The following is an 18,083-nucleotide window of genomic DNA, read 5'->3' as shown; positions in this document are numbered from 1 at the left end:
AATGATGAATCCATTAATTATCAAGCTGGGCGGCGTATTACTGGATAGCGAAGAGGCGCTGGAGCGTCTGTTTACCGCGCTGGTCAATTACCGCGAGTCGCATCAGCGTCCGCTGATTATCGTGCACGGCGGCGGCTGCGTTGTGGATGAGCTGATGAAACAGTTAAATTTGCCGGTGAAAAAGAAAAATGGCCTGCGCGTGACGCCCGCCGATCAGATTGACATCATCACCGGCGCGCTGGCGGGAACCGCCAATAAAACCTTGCTGGCGTGGGCGAAAAAACACCATATCGCGTCCGTTGGCCTGTATCTCGGCGACGGCGATAGCGTAAAAGTGACCCAACTCGATGAAGAGCTGGGCCACGTTGGACTGGCGCAGCCTGGTTCGCCTAAGCTGATTAACATGCTGCTGGAAGGCGGCTTCTTGCCGGTGGTCAGTTCCATTGGCGTGACCGAAGAAGGGCAACTGATGAACGTCAATGCCGATCAGGCGGCGACGGCGCTGGCGGCAACGCTGGGGGCGGATCTGATCCTGCTTTCTGATGTAAGCGGTATTCTGGATGGCAAAGGTCAGCGTATTGCCGAGATGACGGCGGCCAAAGCGGAACAGCTGATCGATCAGGGCATCATTACCGACGGCATGATTGTGAAGGTGAACGCGGCGCTGGACGCCGCCCGCACGCTGGGGCGCCCGGTGGATATCGCCTCCTGGCGTCATGCCGAGCAGCTTCCGGCGTTGTTTAACGGTACGCCGATCGGTACGCGTATTCTGGCTTAAACTATTTTGTGCCCGATGGCGGCCACGCCTTATCGGGTCTGGGTGAACCGAACCTGTAGGCCGGATAAGCTAAGCGCTATCCGGCGTTGAAATTCAAGATATTAAGGAAGCATGTTATGGCACTTTGGGGTGGGCGTTTTACACAGGCAGCGGATCAACGGTTCAAACAGTTTAATGACTCATTGCGCTTTGATTACCGCCTGGCCGAGCAGGATATCGTCGGCTCTGTGGCCTGGTCCAAAGCTCTGGTCACGGTTGGGGTGTTGACTGCGGATGAGCAACTGCAACTGGAAGAGGCGCTGAGCGCGCTGCTGGAAGAGGTTCGGGTGAATCCGCAGCAGATTCTGGAAAGCGACGCGGAAGATATTCACAGCTGGGTGGAAGGCAAACTGATCGATAAAGTCGGCCAGTTGGGTAAAAAGCTGCACACCGGGCGCAGTCGTAACGACCAGGTTGCGACCGACCTGAAGCTATGGTGCAAAGATACGGTCACCGAGTTGCTGTCTGCTAACCGTCAGTTACAAAGCGCGCTGGTAGAGACGGCGCAGAATAATCAGGATGCCGTCATGCCGGGGTACACCCATCTGCAACGCGCGCAGCCGGTGACGTTTGCCCACTGGTGCCTGGCGTATGTGGAAATGCTGGCGCGTGATGAGAGCCGCTTGCAGGATGCGCTCAAGCGTCTGGACGTCAGCCCGTTAGGCTGCGGCGCGCTGGCGGGCACGGCGTATGAAATCGACCGTGAACAGCTGGCCGGCTGGCTGGGCTTTGCCTCGGCGACGCGTAACAGTCTGGACAGCGTGTCCGATCGCGACCATGTGCTGGAACTGCTGTCCGACGCGTCTATCGGCATGGTTCACCTGTCGCGCTTTGCGGAAGACCTGATTTTCTTTAATACCGGTGAAGCGGGCTTTGTGGAACTCTCCGATCGCGTGACGTCGGGTTCATCGCTGATGCCGCAGAAGAAAAACCCGGATGCGCTGGAACTGATCCGTGGCAAGTGCGGCCGTGTGCAGGGGGCGTTAACGGCGATGATGATGACGCTGAAAGGCCTGCCGCTGGCGTACAACAAAGACATGCAGGAAGACAAAGAAGGGCTGTTTGATGCGCTCGATACCTGGCTGGACTGCCTGCACATGGCGGCGCTGGTGCTGGACGGCATTCAGGTAAAACGTCCGCGCTGCCAGGAAGCGGCGCAGCAGGGCTATGCGAATGCGACTGAGCTGGCGGATTATCTGGTTGCCAAAGGCGTGCCGTTCCGTGAAGCGCACCATATTGTGGGTGAAACGGTGGTGGAAGCGATTCGACAGGGAAAACCGCTGGAAGATCTGTCGCTGGCTGACCTGCAAAAATTTAGCGCTGTGATTGGCGATGATGTGTATCCGATTCTGTCGCTGCAATCATGCCTGGATAAACGTGCGGCGAAAGGCGGTGTTTCACCGCAGCAGGTTGCGCAGGCGATCGACTACGCGAAGGCGCGTCTGGCGTAACTGGCGTTGTGCCGGATGGCGGCTGATGCCTTATCCGGCCTACAAAAAATTGTGAACCGTCGCCATCCGGCAACAGTCATCAGAGCCTGGCATCACGTCGGGCTTATTTTATTTATGCAAAAAAAAAGCGGACCATAGGGTCCGCAAAAGTTCACGTTGGCTTTAGTTATTTCGAGTTGAGAAAAACTCTTTGAACGGGCGGTGACTTCAAGGGTTAAAGAGGTACCGCTCCGTTTCTGTGATGTATTATTAGACAGAAAGCTTGATAGGGATAATCGTTCGTTGCTATGCTACCTATCGCCATGAACTATCGTGGCGACGGAGGATGAATAATGAATATTCGTGATCTTGAATACCTGGTGGCATTAGCCGAACACCGCCATTTCCGGCGTGCGGCGGACTCCTGTCACGTCAGCCAGCCGACGCTCAGCGGGCAAATCCGTAAGCTGGAAGATGAACTGGGCGTAATGCTGCTGGAGCGTACGAGTCGTAAAGTTCTGTTCACCCAGGCGGGTTTACTGCTGGTGGATCAGGCGCGCACCGTGCTGCGTGAGGTCAAAGTGCTCAAGGAGATGGCAAGCCAGCAAGGTGAGACGATGTCTGGCCCATTGCATATCGGCCTGATCCCAACGGTTGGCCCTTACCTGCTGCCGCATATTATTCCGATGCTGCATCAGACCTTCCCGAAGCTGGAAATGTATCTGCATGAAGCGCAGACGCACCAGCTGCTGGCGCAACTGGACAGCGGCAAGCTTGACTGCGTGATCCTGGCGCTGGTGAAAGAGAGCGAGGCGTTTATCGAAGTGCCGCTGTTTGATGAACCCATGATGCTGGCGATCTATGAGGATCACCCGTGGGCGAATCGCGATCGTGTGCCGATGTCCGATCTGGCGGGTGAAAAACTGCTGATGCTGGAAGACGGGCACTGCCTGCGCGATCAGGCGATGGGCTTCTGCTTCGAGGCGGGCGCGGATGAAGACACCCATTTCCGGGCGACCAGTCTGGAAACGCTGCGCAACATGGTTGCGGCGGGGAGCGGTATTACCTTACTGCCTGCGCTGGCGGTTCCGCAGGAGCGTAAGCGTGATGGCGTAGTCTACCTGCCGTGCATTAAGCCGGAGCCTAAGCGTACGGTTGGGTTGGTTTATCGTCCGGGATCGCCGCTGCGCAGTCGCTATGAGCAACTGGCGGAGGCCATCCGTGCGGAGATGGATGGCCATTTCGACAAAGCGTTAAAACAGGCGGTTTAAGCCGTTTAGCGCCGCTACCCGATAGGCTTCCGCCATTGTCGGGTAGTTAAAGGTGGTGTTAACGAAGTACTCAATGGTGTTACCGCCGCCTTTCTGTTCCATAATCGCCTGGCCGATGTGAATAATTTCGGCCGCGCGTTCGCCAAAGCAGTGAATCCCCAGAATCTCTTTTGTTTCCCGATGGAACAGGATCTTCAGCGTTCCCACGTTCATCCCGACGATTTGCGCGCGCGCCAGGTGCTTAAACTGCGCACGTCCGACTTCGTAAGGCACTTTCATCGCCGTCAATTGCTGCTCGGTTTTGCCGACGGAGCTGATTTCCGGGATGGTGTAAATCCCGGTAGGGATATCTTCAATAAGATGGGCGGTCGCTTCGCCTTTCACCAGCGCCTGCGCGGCAATTCGACCCTGGTCGTAAGCGGCGGAAGCCAGACTCGGATAGCCAATCACATCGCCCACCGCGTAAATGTGCGGCAGTGCGGTCTGGTACATGCTGTTGACTTTGAGTTGCCCACGGCTGTCGGTTTCCAGACCGATATTTCCCAGCGCCAGTGAATCGGTGTTACCGGTGCGTCCGTTGGCGTACAGCAGACAGTCGGCCTTCAGCTTTTTACCGGATTTCAGGTGCATAATGACGCCGTCGTCGCAGCCTTCAATCTTCTCGTACTCTTCGTTATGACGAATAACCACGCCGCTGTTCCAGAAGTGGTAAGAGAGAGAGTCGGACATCTCCTGATCAAGAAACGCCAGCAGACGGTCGCGGGTGTTAATCAAATCAACTTTGACGTCCATTCCCCGGAAGATTGACGCATATTCGCAGCCGATCACCCCGGCGCCATAGATGATGACGTGACGAGGTTCGTGATGCAGGCTAAGGATTGAGTCGCTGTCGTAAATACGTGGATGCGCGAAATCAACGTCGGCCGGGTGATAAGGACGCGACCCGCAGGCAATCACGAATTTCTCCGCCGTCAGGGTTTCGACCGTGCCGTCGTGGCACTCCAGCGCGAGGGTGTTTTCGTCAACAAAATGCGCATTACCCTGCAATATTTCACAGTGGTTGCGCTCATAAAAGCCCTGCCGCATGCGCGTTTGTTGATTAATGACGTTATCGGCATGGTTGAGAATATCGGCAAAGGAAGAACGAAGTAGTCGGGAGTGGTCGCTGTAGAGGGGGTTCTGGTTGAATTCGATGATACGGCTGACGGCATGGCGGAGCGCTTTCGACGGGATGGTGCCCCAGTGGGTACAACCGCCGCCAACGTTGTGATAACGCTCAATAACGGCGACGCGCGCTCCTTGCTTAACCAGACCCATTGCAGCGCCTTCGCCGCCGGGGCCTGAACCTATGACGATTGCATCATAATCCCAGGAATGTGGCATGGTATTACTCACCTGTTTTTATACATAAAATAAACACGATGATAACATTCGCGCGCCTTTAACCCAATTATCGTTGTGCTTTTTTGTGGAGCTGGAGCACAAACAGCCTGTAAACAATCATTCACAAAGCTGAACAAACAGATTAAGTTTGTTCTCTGGTATAGTGCCAGATAAGGCATATGGAAGGATTCAGACATCGTGATGGGCGTTAGAGCGCAACAAAAAGAAAAAACCCGGCGTTCGCTGGTAGAAGCCGCATTCAGTCAACTGAGCGCCGAACGGAGTTTCGCCAGTCTCAGTTTACGCGAAGTAGCGCGTGAAGCGGGCATTGCGCCAACCTCATTTTATCGCCATTTCCGCGATGTGGATGAGCTTGGCCTGACGATGGTGGATGAGAGCGGTTTAATGCTGCGCCAGCTGATGCGCCAGGCGCGTCAGCGTATTGCCAAAGGCGGCAGTGTGATCCGTACCTCGGTCTCCACATTTATGGAGTTCATCGGCAACAATCCTAACGCCTTCCGTTTATTATTGCGTGAACGTTCCGGCACCTCGGCCGCGTTTCGCGCCGCAGTCGCGCGTGAGATTCAGCATTTCATCGCGGAACTTGCGGACTATCTGGAACTCGAAAACCATATGCCGCGCGCGTTCACTGAAGCGCAAGCCGAAGCGATGGTGACGATTGTGTTTAGTGCAGGTGCCGAGGCGCTGGATGTTGGTGCGGAACAACGCCGACAGCTGGAAGAGCGGCTGGTACTGCAACTGCGCATGATTGCGAAAGGGGCATATTACTGGTACCGCCGTGAACAAGAGAAGATGGCACATCACTCCGAGTAACGTGAAGGACGAGCAATGAAACAGTCAGGTCAAGATAAAGGTACGCTGTTGCTGGCGCTGGTCGCTGGCTTATCGATCAATGGCACATTCGCGGCGCTGTTTAGCTCCATCGTGCCGTTTTCTGTATTCCCGATTATCGCGCTGGTGCTGGCGGTTTATTGCCTGCATCAACGTTATCAAAACCGCACCATGCCTGTCGGCTTGCCGGGGCTGGCTGCCGCCTGTTTTATCCTCGGCGTGTTGTTGTACAGCACCGTGGTACGTGCGGAATACCCGGATATCGGTTCTAACTTCTTCCCGGCGGTGCTGTCGGTGATTCTGGTGTTCTGGATTGGCTTTAAGATGCGTAACCGCAAGCAGGAAGTCGCGGAATAATGCCGGATGGCGGCGTAAACGCCTTATCCGGCCTACGATGATTTGTAGGCCCGGCAAGCGCAGCGCCACCGGGCATATCGCCGGATGGCGGCGTAACCACTTTATCCGGCCTACGTTTTATCTGGCAGTGAGTAACACGCCGCATTCCATATGGTGCGTATACGGGAACTGATCGAACAGAGCCAGACGTGACACATTGTGCGTCTGGCTTAATGTTTCCAGGTTCTTACACAGCGTCTCCGGGTTGCAGGAAATGTACAAAATACGCGGATACGCCTGCACCATTTTCTCGGTTTCACTGTCCAGCCCGCTACGCGGCGGATCGACAAAAATCGTTTCACACTGATAGCTCTTCAGATCGATGCCCTGCAAACGGTTAAACTCACGTACTCCGTTCATCGCCTGCGTAAACTCTTCGGCTGCCATACGGATAATCTGCACGTTATCAATATGGTTAGCGGCAATGTTGTACTGCGCTGCGGCGACTGACGGTTTGGCGATTTCCGTTGCCAGCACCCGGTCGAAGTTACGCGCCAGAGCCAATGAGAAGTTGCCGTTGCCGCAGTACAGTTCAAGCAGGTCGCCTTTCGACGCTTTGGTTGCATCCAGCGCCCACTCCAGCATCTGAATATTCATTGCGGCATTAGGCTGTGTGAAGCTGTTCTCTACCTGACGGTAGACCATCTCTTTTCCCGCCACGGGCAGACGTTCGTCAATGTAATCCTGATCCAGCTCGATTTTGGTTTTGGTCGCCCGGCCAATCAGATGCACATTCAGGTTCTGCGCTCGCAGCGCATCCCGCAGCGTTTCCGCTTCCTGGCGCCACTCATCATCCAGCTTTTTATGGTACAGCAGCGAAACCACCGCCTGATTGCTCATCGTGGTGAGGTAATCAATCTGGAACAGCTTATGGCGCAGGACGCGATTATGGCGCACGCCTTCAATCATCGCCGTCATCAGCTGGTTAATCAGCTCGCTGGCCGCCGGGAAGCTGTCGACGCGGATACGGCTTTTCGTCTGCTGATCAAAAATGATGTGATACAGGTCGTCGCCGTCATGCCACAGGCGAAATTCGGCGCGCATCCGATAATGGCTGACTGGCGAGCGAAACACTTCCGGGACCAGGTCAGAAAACGGCGCCATCATACTCTGCAAGCGCACCACTTTTTCGGCTAGCTGCGCGTCATACTGTTCTGTCGGAAGGTGTTCGGGGGTCATGATGCATCCTGAAAAATAAAAGTACGCGGGGATTGTAGGGATTGCTCATCAGATGTCCAGTCATTGATGATTTCCGATATTGTGATATGCGGTCTGGACGTAGATTGTTACAGAATGTAGCATCCGTGAGCCGGTCCTGTGAGTTAATAGGGAATCCAGTGCGAATCTGGAGCTGACGCGCAGCGGTAAGGAAAGGTGAGATGAGAGCATAAGCAGACACTGCCACCCGGCGGGAAGTCATCATCTCTTGTATCCTGAGGATAACCTTCCAAGCCCGAAGACCTGCCGGCTAACGTCGCATCTGGTGTTCATCATCGCGTACTATCGATGAAGCCTGCGGCATCCTTCTTATATTGTGGATGCTTTACAATGATTAAAAAATCTTCGCTGCTGACGGCGCTCTCCGTCACGGCATTTTCTGGCTGGGCGCAGGATACTAACCCAGACACCCTGATCGTCACCGCAAATCGTTTTCAACAACCTGTTAATACCGTACTGGCGCCTGCTGATGTCGTGACGCGTGAGGATATCGACCGCTGGCAAGCGAAGAATTTGAATGATGTGATGCGCCGCCTGCCAGGCGTTGATATCAATCAAAACGGCGGCATGGGGCAGTCTTCTTCTTTATTTATTCGTGGTACGGAAGCCAAACAGGTATTGGTTCTGGTCGATGGTGTTCCCATGACCCGCCCCGGCATTACGAATAACCCCGATCTGAATCAGATTCCAATATCGCTGGTGCAACGCGTGGAATACATTCGTGGACCACGCTCGGCGATTTATGGTTCCGGCGCAATGGGTGGGGTCATTAACGTTATTACGCACTCCGATCAAGAACAGTCAAAAATTACCGCGGGTGTTGGTTCAAAAGGTTATCAGCAATATGACGGTACGTTGCGCCATCGCTTTGGCGACACTGTCGCCACGGTAGCGGGTTCTTATGAGGGCAATAAAGGCTTTAACGTACAGCCCGGCTCAACCTGGGATCACGATCGCGACCGCGATGGTTTTCGTAGCAAGGCATTCTGGGGCAGCCTCGAACATAAATTTAATGATAATTTCGATGGTTTTTTCCGTGGTCACAGTTATACCAACAACTCTGATTACGATCTGGGAAGCCCGCCGTCCATTCCGGCCTACAGTGCTGATGAATCGCAACTCTACAATCAGAGCTGGGACGCAGGTCTGAAATTCAACTCCGGGATTTACTCTTCACAACTTCTCGCCAGCTACCAGAAGGTGAAGGACTATAACTACAGCAGTATTTATGGTCGCTATCATGACGGTACGACGCTCGATCGCATGACTCAGCGTAACCTGCAATGGGGTAATAACCTTATCGTGGGGCACGGTTCCGTTAGCGCGGGCGTAGACTGGCAGCAGCAGCGTTTGACCTCATCCGATACCGCGCTTTCGGACACATATAAACGCGATAACACCGGTTTATACCTGACCGGTCAGCAACAATTCGGTGATGTAACGCTGGAGGCTTCAGGGCGTGAAGATCATGATGAACAGTTTGGCTGGCATGGCACCTGGCAGACGACGGCTGGATGGGAGTTTATCGACAACTATCGAGTAACTATCGGCTATGGTACCGGGTTCCTGTCTCCATCTCTGGGGCAGCAGTTTGGTTCTACCCGTTTTGGCATCAACGCGAATCCTAACCTGAAACCGGAAGAGTCTAAACAGTGGGAGGCCGGGCTGGAAGGGCTCACTGGTCCGCTGGACTGGCGCCTGTCTGCCTACCATTACAAGATTACTAACCTGATCACCTACTACTTTGATCCAAACACCTACCAGGGTGAGTATGACAATATTGATGCGGCAACCATTAAAGGCGTGGAATGGACGGGCAGCTTTGATACCGGCATCTTTAGCCATCGTGTTACGTTGCAATATGTCGATCCGCGTAATGACGACAACGGTGAAGTGTTAGCCCGACGCTCGAAGCGCCAGGCGAAGTATCAACTGGACTGGACGATGTTTAACGTCGATATGGATGTATCGTGGCAGTATTACGGCAAGCGCTACGATAACAACACCTCCCAGTACAATAACACCCAGCAAATCTTGCCGAGCTATAGCACTGTTGATGTTTCTGCATCGTATCCGATCACCGATCGCCTGACAGTTCGTGGTAAAATCGCCAACCTGTTCGATAAAGATTACGAGACAGCTTATGGCTACCAAACTGCAGGACGAGAGTACTACTTGTCTGGCAGCTACACCTTCTGAACCACGTCCCACCGTGCTGGTGTTTGATTCCGGCGTCGGTGGGTTGTCGGTCTACGATGAGATTCGGCATCTCCTGCCGAATCTCCACTATATATATGCTTTCGATAACGTCGCGTTTCCTTACGGGGAAAAGAGCGAAGCGTTTATTGTCGAGCGCGTCGTCGAGATCGTTACCGCAGTGCAGCAGCGTTATCCTCTCTCACTTGCGGTAATCGCCTGTAATACGGCCAGCACGGTTTCTCTTCCTGCATTGCGTGAAAAATTCGCGTTCCCGGTTGTGGGCGTCGTACCTGCGATTAAACCCGCAGCGAGGCTGACCGCCAACGGCATCGTCGGGTTGCTGGCAACGCGTGGCACGGTAAAACGCCCTTATACCCATGAGTTGATAGCGCGATTTGCGAATGAATGTCAGATAGCGATGTTGGGATCGGCAGAACTGGTGGAGCTGGCGGAAGCCAAACTGCACGGCGAACCCGTATCGCTGGAAGAACTACGCCGTATCCTGAGACCCTGGCTGCGGATGCCGGAACCGCCCGACACGGTTGTTCTGGGATGTACCCATTTCCCTCTATTACAGGAAGAACTGTTGCAGGTCCTTCCTGAAGGGACAAGGCTGGTGGATTCCGGGGCGGCGATTGCGCGTCGCACGGCCTGGTTGTTAGAGCATGAAGCGCCGGATGCCAAATCAGCGGAGGCTAATATTGCTTTCTGCATGGCAATGACGCCAGAGACCGAGCAATTAATACCCGTTTTACAGCGTTACGGTTTCGAAACGCTCGAAAAACTGGCGGTTTGAGGTGGTTTTGCTTAAAAAGAAAGCAGTCGGAAAATAATTTTAAATTACCCCTTGTCAGGCCGGAATAACTCCCTATAATGCGCCTCCACTGACACGGAACAACGGCACACAGGCCGCCGGGTCAGCGGGGTTCAGCGATGAACGCCGGCAGAGAAAAGTGAAAATAAGCACTTGACTCTGAATGAGGAAAACGTATTATACGTCACCTCGCAACGGTGAGCTGAAAGCCGCGTTGCAACTGCTCTTTAACAATTTATCAGACAATCTGTGTGGGCACTCAAAGTGACATGGATTCTTGACGTCGCAAGACGAAAAATGAATACCAAGTCTCTGAGTGAACACGTAATTCATTACGAAGTTTAATTCACGAGCATCAAACTTAAATTGAAGAGTTTGATCATGGCTCAGATTGAACGCTGGCGGCAGGCCTAACACATGCAAGTCGAACGGTAACAGGGAGCAGCTTGCTGCTTCGCTGACGAGTGGCGGACGGGTGAGTAATGTCTGGGAAACTGCCTGATGGAGGGGGATAACTACTGGAAACGGTAGCTAATACCGCATAACGTCGCAAGACCAAAGAGGGGGACCTTCGGGCCTCTTGCCATCAGATGTGCCCAGATGGGATTAGCTTGTTGGTGGGGTAACGGCTCACCAAGGCGACGATCCCTAGCTGGTCTGAGAGGATGACCAGCCACACTGGAACTGAGACACGGTCCAGACTCCTACGGGAGGCAGCAGTGGGGAATATTGCACAATGGGCGCAAGCCTGATGCAGCCATGCCGCGTGTATGAAGAAGGCCTTCGGGTTGTAAAGTACTTTCAGCGGGGAGGAAGGTGTTGTGGTTAATAACCGCAGCAATTGACGTTACCCGCAGAAGAAGCACCGGCTAACTCCGTGCCAGCAGCCGCGGTAATACGGAGGGTGCAAGCGTTAATCGGAATTACTGGGCGTAAAGCGCACGCAGGCGGTCTGTTAAGTCAGATGTGAAATCCCCGGGCTCAACCTGGGAACTGCATCTGATACTGGCAGGCTTGAGTCTCGTAGAGGGGGGTAGAATTCCAGGTGTAGCGGTGAAATGCGTAGAGATCTGGAGGAATACCGGTGGCGAAGGCGGCCCCCTGGACGAAGACTGACGCTCAGGTGCGAAAGCGTGGGGAGCAAACAGGATTAGATACCCTGGTAGTCCACGCCGTAAACGATGTCGACTTGGAGGTTGTGCCCTTGAGGCGTGGCTTCCGGAGCTAACGCGTTAAGTCGACCGCCTGGGGAGTACGGCCGCAAGGTTAAAACTCAAATGAATTGACGGGGGCCCGCACAAGCGGTGGAGCATGTGGTTTAATTCGATGCAACGCGAAGAACCTTACCTGGTCTTGACATCCACGGAAGTTTTCAGAGATGAGAATGTGCCTTCGGGAACCGTGAGACAGGTGCTGCATGGCTGTCGTCAGCTCGTGTTGTGAAATGTTGGGTTAAGTCCCGCAACGAGCGCAACCCTTATCCTTTGTTGCCAGCGGTCCGGCCGGGAACTCAAAGGAGACTGCCAGTGATAAACTGGAGGAAGGTGGGGATGACGTCAAGTCATCATGGCCCTTACGACCAGGGCTACACACGTGCTACAATGGCATATACAAAGAGAAGCGACCTCGCGAGAGCAAGCGGACCTCATAAAGTATGTCGTAGTCCGGATTGGAGTCTGCAACTCGACTCCATGAAGTCGGAATCGCTAGTAATCGTGGATCAGAATGCCACGGTGAATACGTTCCCGGGCCTTGTACACACCGCCCGTCACACCATGGGAGTGGGTTGCAAAAGAAGTAGGTAGCTTAACCTTCGGGAGGGCGCTTACCACTTTGTGATTCATGACTGGGGTGAAGTCGTAACAAGGTAACCGTAGGGGAACCTGCGGTTGGATCACCTCCTTACCTTAAAGAACCTGCCTTTGCAGTGCTCACACAGATTGTCTGATGAAAAACGAGCAGTAAAAACCTCTACAGGCTTGTAGCTCAGGTGGTTAGAGCGCACCCCTGATAAGGGTGAGGTCGGTGGTTCAAGTCCACTCAGGCCTACCAGATTTTCCCTGAATACTGCGTTGTGAAATGACTCACATACTTTAAGTATGCTTCGTCATTCCCCGCCTTGTCTCAGGAAAAATCATTGGTAAGAGGTTCTGACTGTACTGTATGGGGCTATAGCTCAGCTGGGAGAGCGCCTGCTTTGCACGCAGGAGGTCTGCGGTTCGATCCCGCATAGCTCCACCATATTTACTGCTCATATAAGAAAACTTCAGAGTGTACCTGAAAAGGTTCACTGCGAAGTTTTGCTCTTTAAAAATCTGGATCAAGCTGAAAATTGAAACGACACACGTAAAGTGTGTATGAGTCTCTCAAATTTTCGCAACACGAAATGTTTCACGAAACATCTTCGGGTTGTGAGGTTAAGCGACCAAGCGTACACGGTGGATGCCCTGGCAGTCAGAGGCGATGAAGGACGTGCTAATCTGCGAAAAGCGCCGGCGAGGTGATATGAACCCTTGACCCGGCGATGTCCGAATGGGGAAACCCAGTGTGACCTGTCACACTATCGTTAGCTGAATACATAGGCTAACGAGGCGAACCGGGGGAACTGAAACATCTAAGTACCCCGAGGAAAAGAAATCAACCGAGATTCCCCCAGTAGCGGCGAGCGAACGGGGAGGAGCCCAGAGCCTGAATCAGCTTGTGTGTTAGTGGAAGCGTCTGGAAAGTCGCACGGTACAGGGTGATAGTCCCGTACACGAAAACGCACAGGCTGTGAGCTCGATGAGTAGGGCGGGACACGTGGTATCCTGTCTGAATATGGGGGGACCATCCTCCAAGGCTAAATACTCCTGACTGACCGATAGTGAACCAGTACCGTGAGGGAAAGGCGAAAAGAACCCCGGCGAGGGGAGTGAAAAAGAACCTGAAACCGTGTACGTACAAGCAGTGGGAGCCTCTTTATGGGGTGACTGCGTACCTTTTGTATAATGGGTCAGCGACTTATATTCTGTAGCAAGGTTAACCGCATAGGGGAGCCGAAGGGAAACCGAGTCTTAACTGGGCGTTAAGTTGCAGGGTATAGACCCGAAACCCGGTGATCTAGCCATGGGCAGGTTGAAGGTTGGGTAACACTAACTGGAGGACCGAACCGACTAATGTTGAAAAATTAGCGGATGACCTGTGGCTGGGGGTGAAAGGCCAATCAAACCGGGAGATAGCTGGTTCTCCCCGAAAGCTATTTAGGTAGCGCCTCGTGAATTCATCTCCGGGGGTAGAGCACTGTTTCGGCTAGGGGGCCATCCCGGCTTACCAACCCGATGCAAACTGCGAATACCGGAGAATGTTATCACGGGAGACACACGGCGGGTGCTAACGTCCGTCGTGAAGAGGGAAACAACCCAGACCGCCAGCTAAGGTCCCAAAGTCATGGTTAAGTGGGAAACGATGTGGGAAGGCCCAGACAGCCAGGATGTTGGCTTAGAAGCAGCCATCATTTAAAGAAAGCGTAATAGCTCACTGGTCGAGTCGGCCTGCGCGGAAGATGTAACGGGGCTAAACCATGCACCGAAGCTGCGGCAGCGACACTATGTGTTGTTGGGTAGGGGAGCGTTCTGTAAGCCGTTGAAGGTGGCCTGTGAGGGTTGCTGGAGGTATCAGAAGTGCGAATGCTGACATAAGTAACGATAAAGCGGGTGAAAAGCCCGCTCGCCGGAAGACCAAGGGTTCCTGTCCAACGTTAATCGGGGCAGGGTGAGTCGACCCCTAAGGCGAGGCCGAAAGGCGTAGTCGATGGGAAACAGGTTAATATTCCTGTACTTGGTGTTACTGCGAAGGGGGGACGGAGAAGGCTATGTCGGCCGGGCGACGGTTGTCCCGGTTTAAGCGTGTAGGTGTGTGCTCCAGGCAAATCCGGTGCACTTTAACACTGAGGCGTGATGACGAGGCACTACGGTGCTGAAGTGACAAATGCCCTGCTTCCAGGAAAAGCCTCTAAGCATCAGGTAACACGAAATCGTACCCCAAACCGACACAGGTGGTCAGGTAGAGAATACCAAGGCGCTTGAGAGAACTCGGGTGAAGGAACTAGGCAAAATGGTGCCGTAACTTCGGGAGAAGGCACGCTGATATGTAGGTGAAGTGGTTTACCCATGGAGCTGAAATCAGTCGAAGATACCAGCTGGCTGCAACTGTTTATTAAAAACACAGCACTGTGCAAACACGAAAGTGGACGTATACGGTGTGACGCCTGCCCGGTGCCGGAAGGTTAATTGATGGGGTTATCCCTCGGGAGAAGCTCTTGATCGAAGCCCCGGTAAACGGCGGCCGTAACTATAACGGTCCTAAGGTAGCGAAATTCCTTGTCGGGTAAGTTCCGACCTGCACGAATGGCGTAATGATGGCCAGGCTGTCTCCACCCGAGACTCAGTGAAATTGAACTCGCTGTGAAGATGCAGTGTACCCGCGGCAAGACGGAAAGACCCCGTGAACCTTTACTATAGCTTGACACTGAACACTGGTCCTTGATGTGTAGGATAGGTGGGAGGCTTTGAAGTGCGGACGCCAGTCTGCATGGAGCCGCCCTTGAAATACCACCCTTTAATGGCTGGTGTTCTAACGTGGGCCCGTAATCCGGGTTGCGGACAGTGTCTGGTGGGTAGTTTGACTGGGGCGGTCTCCTCCTAAAGAGTAACGGAGGAGCACGAAGGTCAGCTAATCCTGGTCGGACATCAGGAGGTTAGTGCAATGGCATAAGCTGGCTTGACTGCGAGCGTGACGGCGCGAGCAGGTGCGAAAGCAGGTCATAGTGATCCGGTGGTTCTGAATGGAAGGGCCATCGCTCAACGGATAAAAGGTACTCCGGGGATAACAGGCTGATACCGCCCAAGAGTTCATATCGACGGCGGTGTTTGGCACCTCGATGTCGGCTCATCACATCCTGGGGCTGAAGTAGGTCCCAAGGGTATGGCTGTTCGCCATTTAAAGTGGTACGCGAGCTGGGTTTAGAACGTCGTGAGACAGTTCGGTCCCTATCTGCCGTGGGCGCTGGAGAACTGAGGGGGGCTGCTCCTAGTACGAGAGGACCGGAGTGGACGCATCACTGGTGTTCGGGTTGTCATGCCAATGGCACTGCCCGGTAGCTAAATGCGGAAGAGATAAGTGCTGAAAGCATCTAAGCACGAAACTTGCCCCGAGATGAGTTCTCCCTGACTCCTTGAGAGTCCTGAAGGAACGTTGAAGACGACGACGTTGATAGGCCGGGTGTGTAAGCGCAGCGATGCGTTGAGCTAACCGGTACTAATGAACCGTGAGGCTTAACCTTACAACGCCGAAGATGTTTTGGCGATTTGAGAGACGATTTTCAGCCTGATTACAGATTAGTGTTTAATGCCGGAGGCATTAGACGAACAGAATTTGCCTGGCGGCCGTAGCGCGGTGGTCCCACCTGACCCCATGCCGAACTCAGAAGTGAAACGCCGTAGCGCCGATGGTAGTGTGGGGTCTCCCCATGCGAGAGTAGGGAACTGCCAGGCATTAATTAAGTGAAGAGGCCATCCTGAGGGATGGCCTTTTTGCGTTCATGCGCCCGGGTGCAGCCGGATGGCGGCTGCGCCTTATCCCACCTACATAACCACAAGCCATACTGTTACATATGCGGTAAACTAGACGCGATTTTGCATCAGGAAAGCGTCTATGAATCACTCCCTCAAACCCTGGAATACCTTCGGTATCGATCAACGCGCTAACGAGATTGTCTGTGCCGAAAATGAACAACAACTATTGGATGCCTGGCAATCGGCTAAAGCATCAAATCATCCGGTACTGATACTGGGCGAAGGGAGTAACGTTCTGTTTCTTGATACCTTTCATGGAACGGTGATTATCAACCGTATCAAAGGTATTGAGGTGACAGAGCAACCCGAAGCATGGCACTTGCACGTAGGGGCGGGGGAAAACTGGCATAACCTGGTACGATACACTCTCCAGCAAGGTATGCCGGGGCTGGAAAATCTGGCGCTTATTCCGGGGTGCGTCGGTTCTTCTCCTATCCAGAACATTGGCGCCTATGGTGTAGAACTACAGCGGGTCTGTGACTATGTGGATTGTGTCGAGCTGGCAACCGGAAAGCCTCTACGGGTGAGTGCCACAGAGTGCCGCTTTGGTTATCGTGATAGTATCTTCAAGCATGAATATCAGGATCGTTACGCCATTGTGGCTGTCGGCCTGCGTTTACCAAAACAGTGGCAGCCCGTACTGACTTATGGCGACCTGGTTCGCCTTGAACCTGAAACGGTCACGCCGCAGCAGGTGTTTGATGCCGTATGCCATATGCGCACCACGAAACTGCCCGATCCAAAAGTAAATGGTAATGCAGGTAGCTTCTTTAAAAATCCTGTTGTTGCAGCAGAGATTGCGCACACATTACTGGCGCAATTTCCCGGTGCGCCACATTACCCGCAGGCCGATGGTTCAGTGAAGCTGGCTGCCGGTTGGTTGATCGATCAGTGCCAGCTAAAAGGCGTCAGTATTGGGGGCGCTGCGGTACATCGTCAGCAGGCCCTGGTGCTGATTAACGCACATAATGCGACAAGCGAGGATGTGGTGAAACTCGCGCATCATGTGCGTCAGAACGTGGGTGAGAAATTTAATGTCTGGCTGGAACCGGAAGTTCGGTTTATCGGGCAGACCGGTGAAGTGAATGCTGTGGAGATCATTGCATGAAGGATAATACCGTTCCCCTGACGCTGATCTCTTTGCTGGCCGATGGTGAGTTTCATTCGGGTGAACAGCTGGGTGAAACGCTGGGAATGAGCCGCGCAGCCATCAACAAGCATGTCCAGACGCTGCGTGACTGGGGAGTTGATGTGTTTACCGTACCTGGCAAAGGATATAGCCTGCCAGAACCTATCCAATTATTAGATGCTTCTGTCATCCATGCACAACTGGACAGCGGGAATGTCACGGTACTTCCGGTTATCGATTCGACGAACCAGTATCTGCTGGACCGTATTGGCCAGTTGACGTCGGGTGATGCCTGTGTAGCGGAATACCAGCAGGCTGGGCGTGGTCGTCGTGGGCGGAAATGGTTCTCTCCATTTGGTGCGAACCTGTATCTTTCTATGTACTGGCGTCTGGAGCAGGGGCCGGCAGCCGCGATCGGGCTGAGTCTGGTGATCGGCATTGTGATGGCTGAGGTTCTGCGCGATCTGGGGGCAGAGAAGGTTCGGGTTAAGTGGCCTAATGACCTCTATTTACTCGATCGCAAGCTGGCAGGCATTCTGGTTGAGCTTACGGGTAAAACGGGCGACGCTGCACAAATCGTTATCGGCGCAGGTATCAATATGGCCATGCGCCGTGTGGAAGAAGGCGTCGTGAATCAGGGATGGATCAATCTCCAGGAAGCGGGCATTACGCTTGATCGCAACATGCTGGCGGCGACGTTAATCAAAGAGTTGCGTGCGGCGCTGGAACTCTTTGAGCAGGAAGGTCTGGCACCTTACCTGTCTCGCTGGGAAAAACTGGATAATTTTATTAACCGACCGGTTAAACTGATTATTGGTGATAAAGAAATATTTGGTATTTCCCGTGGGATAGATGCGCAAGGCGCGTTGTTGCTTGAACAGGATGGCGTAATTAAGCCGTGGATGGGCGGAGAAATATCTTTACGCAGCGCAGAATAATGAAAAGGGAGCTAACGCTCCCTT

11 protein-coding genes, 2 tRNA genes, 3 rRNA genes and 1 riboswitch are annotated in these 18,083 nt (G+C 53.6%); of the genes, 14 read left to right on the top strand and 2 right to left on the bottom strand.

From position 1 onward, the window contains the following. Position 1 precedes the first annotated feature (1 nt). From argB to oxyR, 3 genes are all read left to right on the top strand, one after another. Complete coding sequence (argB, locus tag FD428_RS20490) at positions 2-778, top strand: acetylglutamate kinase (RefSeq protein WP_114848745.1); 777 nt, start codon at positions 2-4, stop codon at positions 776-778. 116 nt (positions 779-894) lie between these two features. Then, positions 895-2,268, top strand: coding sequence for an argininosuccinate lyase (gene argH, locus FD428_RS20485; protein ID WP_012133832.1), 1,374 nt, complete (start codon positions 895-897; stop codon positions 2,266-2,268). 332 nt (positions 2,269-2,600) lie between these two features. Further along, positions 2,601-3,518: a DNA-binding transcriptional regulator OxyR gene (gene oxyR / locus FD428_RS20480; protein ID WP_012133831.1), complete on the top strand. Its 918-nt coding sequence runs from the start codon at positions 2,601-2,603 to the stop codon at positions 3,516-3,518. Here the strand turns inward: oxyR and sthA are convergent. Beyond that, positions 3,501-4,901, bottom strand: coding sequence for a Si-specific NAD(P)(+) transhydrogenase (sthA, locus tag FD428_RS20475; RefSeq protein WP_012133830.1), 1,401 nt, complete (start codon positions 4,899-4,901; stop codon positions 3,501-3,503). The genes oxyR and sthA overlap by 18 nt on opposite strands. 198 nt (positions 4,902-5,099) lie before the next feature. Here sthA and fabR point away from each other — a divergent pair, with 198 nt between their 5' ends. Together fabR and FD428_RS20465 are read left to right on the top strand one after the other, a co-directional pair. Further along, positions 5,100-5,735, top strand: a complete 636-nt coding sequence (fabR, locus tag FD428_RS20470) for an HTH-type transcriptional repressor FabR (RefSeq protein WP_047459767.1) — start codon at positions 5,100-5,102, stop codon at positions 5,733-5,735. A 15-nt stretch (positions 5,736-5,750) separates the two neighbouring features. Continuing rightward, positions 5,751-6,110 carry a YijD family membrane protein gene (locus FD428_RS20465; protein WP_012133827.1) on the top strand — a complete coding sequence of 120 codons (360 nt, stop codon included), beginning with the start codon at positions 5,751-5,753 and terminating at the stop codon, positions 6,108-6,110. Positions 6,111-6,227: 117 nt separating this feature from the next. On the opposite strand, the gene trmA is transcribed toward FD428_RS20465, so the two are convergent. Continuing rightward, a complete protein-coding gene (gene trmA, locus FD428_RS20460; RefSeq protein WP_114848747.1) occupies positions 6,228-7,328 on the bottom strand; it encodes a tRNA (uridine(54)-C5)-methyltransferase TrmA in 1,101 nt (366 codons plus the stop codon). Between the two features lie 114 nt (positions 7,329-7,442). Then, a riboswitch (cobalamin riboswitch) is annotated at positions 7,443-7,633 on the top strand. Between the two features lie 64 nt (positions 7,634-7,697). Here trmA and btuB point away from each other — a divergent pair. The 9 genes from btuB (at position 7,698) to birA (ending at position 18,059) form a co-directional block, all read left to right on the top strand. Beyond that, positions 7,698-9,566, top strand: coding sequence for a TonB-dependent vitamin B12 receptor BtuB (gene btuB, locus FD428_RS20455; RefSeq protein WP_114848748.1), 1,869 nt, complete (start codon positions 7,698-7,700; stop codon positions 9,564-9,566). Beyond that, positions 9,511-10,362 carry a glutamate racemase gene (murI, locus tag FD428_RS20450; RefSeq protein WP_114848749.1) on the top strand — a complete coding sequence of 284 codons (852 nt, stop codon included), beginning with the start codon at positions 9,511-9,513 and terminating at the stop codon, positions 10,360-10,362. The genes btuB and murI overlap by 56 nt, the downstream gene beginning before the upstream one ends. A gap of 381 nt (positions 10,363-10,743) precedes the next feature. Beyond that, a 16S ribosomal RNA gene (locus tag FD428_RS20445) occupies positions 10,744-12,285 on the top strand. A gap of 70 nt (positions 12,286-12,355) precedes the next feature. Beyond that, a tRNA-Ile gene (locus FD428_RS20440) sits at positions 12,356-12,432 on the top strand. 113 nt (positions 12,433-12,545) lie between these two features. Continuing rightward, a tRNA-Ala gene (locus FD428_RS20435) sits at positions 12,546-12,621 on the top strand. A 174-nt stretch (positions 12,622-12,795) separates the two neighbouring features. Continuing rightward, positions 12,796-15,700, top strand: a 23S ribosomal RNA gene (locus FD428_RS20430). Between the two features lie 95 nt (positions 15,701-15,795). Further along, positions 15,796-15,911 (top strand): 5S ribosomal RNA (rrf, locus tag FD428_RS20425). Together the 16S, 23S and 5S rRNA genes with 2 tRNA genes alongside form the textbook arrangement of a ribosomal RNA operon. 160 nt (positions 15,912-16,071) lie before the next feature. Beyond that, positions 16,072-17,100 carry a UDP-N-acetylmuramate dehydrogenase gene (murB, locus tag FD428_RS20420; RefSeq protein ID WP_114848823.1) on the top strand — a complete coding sequence of 343 codons (1,029 nt, stop codon included), beginning with the start codon at positions 16,072-16,074 and terminating at the stop codon, positions 17,098-17,100. Then, positions 17,097-18,059, top strand: a complete 963-nt coding sequence (birA, locus tag FD428_RS20415; protein ID WP_012133821.1) for a bifunctional biotin--[acetyl-CoA-carboxylase] ligase/biotin operon repressor BirA — start codon at positions 17,097-17,099, stop codon at positions 18,057-18,059. The genes murB and birA overlap by 4 nt, the downstream gene beginning before the upstream one ends. Positions 18,060-18,083 lie beyond the last annotated feature (24 nt).

The sequence above is a fragment of the Citrobacter sp. TBCP-5362 genome (assembly GCF_005406305.1).
In the GTDB taxonomy this organism is placed as follows: Bacteria; Pseudomonadota; Gammaproteobacteria; order Enterobacterales; family Enterobacteriaceae; genus Citrobacter_B; species Citrobacter_B koseri.
This window is presented reverse-complemented; position numbering and strand designations above follow the sequence as displayed.

What these genes read in the sequence shown, in the direction of transcription:
- argB (WP_114848745.1), top strand. Translation starts at nt 2, where the DNA reads ATGATGAATCCATTAATTATCAAGCTGGGCGGCGTATTACTGGATAGC.
- argH (WP_012133832.1), top strand. Translation starts at nt 895, where the DNA reads ATGGCACTTTGGGGTGGGCGTTTTACACAGGCAGCGGATCAACGGTTC.
- oxyR (WP_012133831.1), top strand. Translation starts at nt 2,601, where the DNA reads ATGAATATTCGTGATCTTGAATACCTGGTGGCATTAGCCGAACACCGC.
- sthA (WP_012133830.1), bottom strand. Translation starts at nt 4,901, where the DNA reads ATGCCACATTCCTGGGATTATGATGCAATCGTCATAGGTTCAGGCCCC.
- FD428_RS20465 (WP_012133827.1), top strand. Translation starts at nt 5,751, where the DNA reads ATGAAACAGTCAGGTCAAGATAAAGGTACGCTGTTGCTGGCGCTGGTC.
- trmA (WP_114848747.1), bottom strand. Translation starts at nt 7,328, where the DNA reads ATGACCCCCGAACACCTTCCGACAGAACAGTATGACGCGCAGCTAGCC.
- btuB (WP_114848748.1), top strand. Translation starts at nt 7,698, where the DNA reads ATGATTAAAAAATCTTCGCTGCTGACGGCGCTCTCCGTCACGGCATTT.
- murI (WP_114848749.1), top strand. Translation starts at nt 9,511, where the DNA reads ATGGCTACCAAACTGCAGGACGAGAGTACTACTTGTCTGGCAGCTACA.
- murB (WP_114848823.1), top strand. Translation starts at nt 16,072, where the DNA reads ATGAATCACTCCCTCAAACCCTGGAATACCTTCGGTATCGATCAACGC.
- birA (WP_012133821.1), top strand. Translation starts at nt 17,097, where the DNA reads ATGAAGGATAATACCGTTCCCCTGACGCTGATCTCTTTGCTGGCCGAT.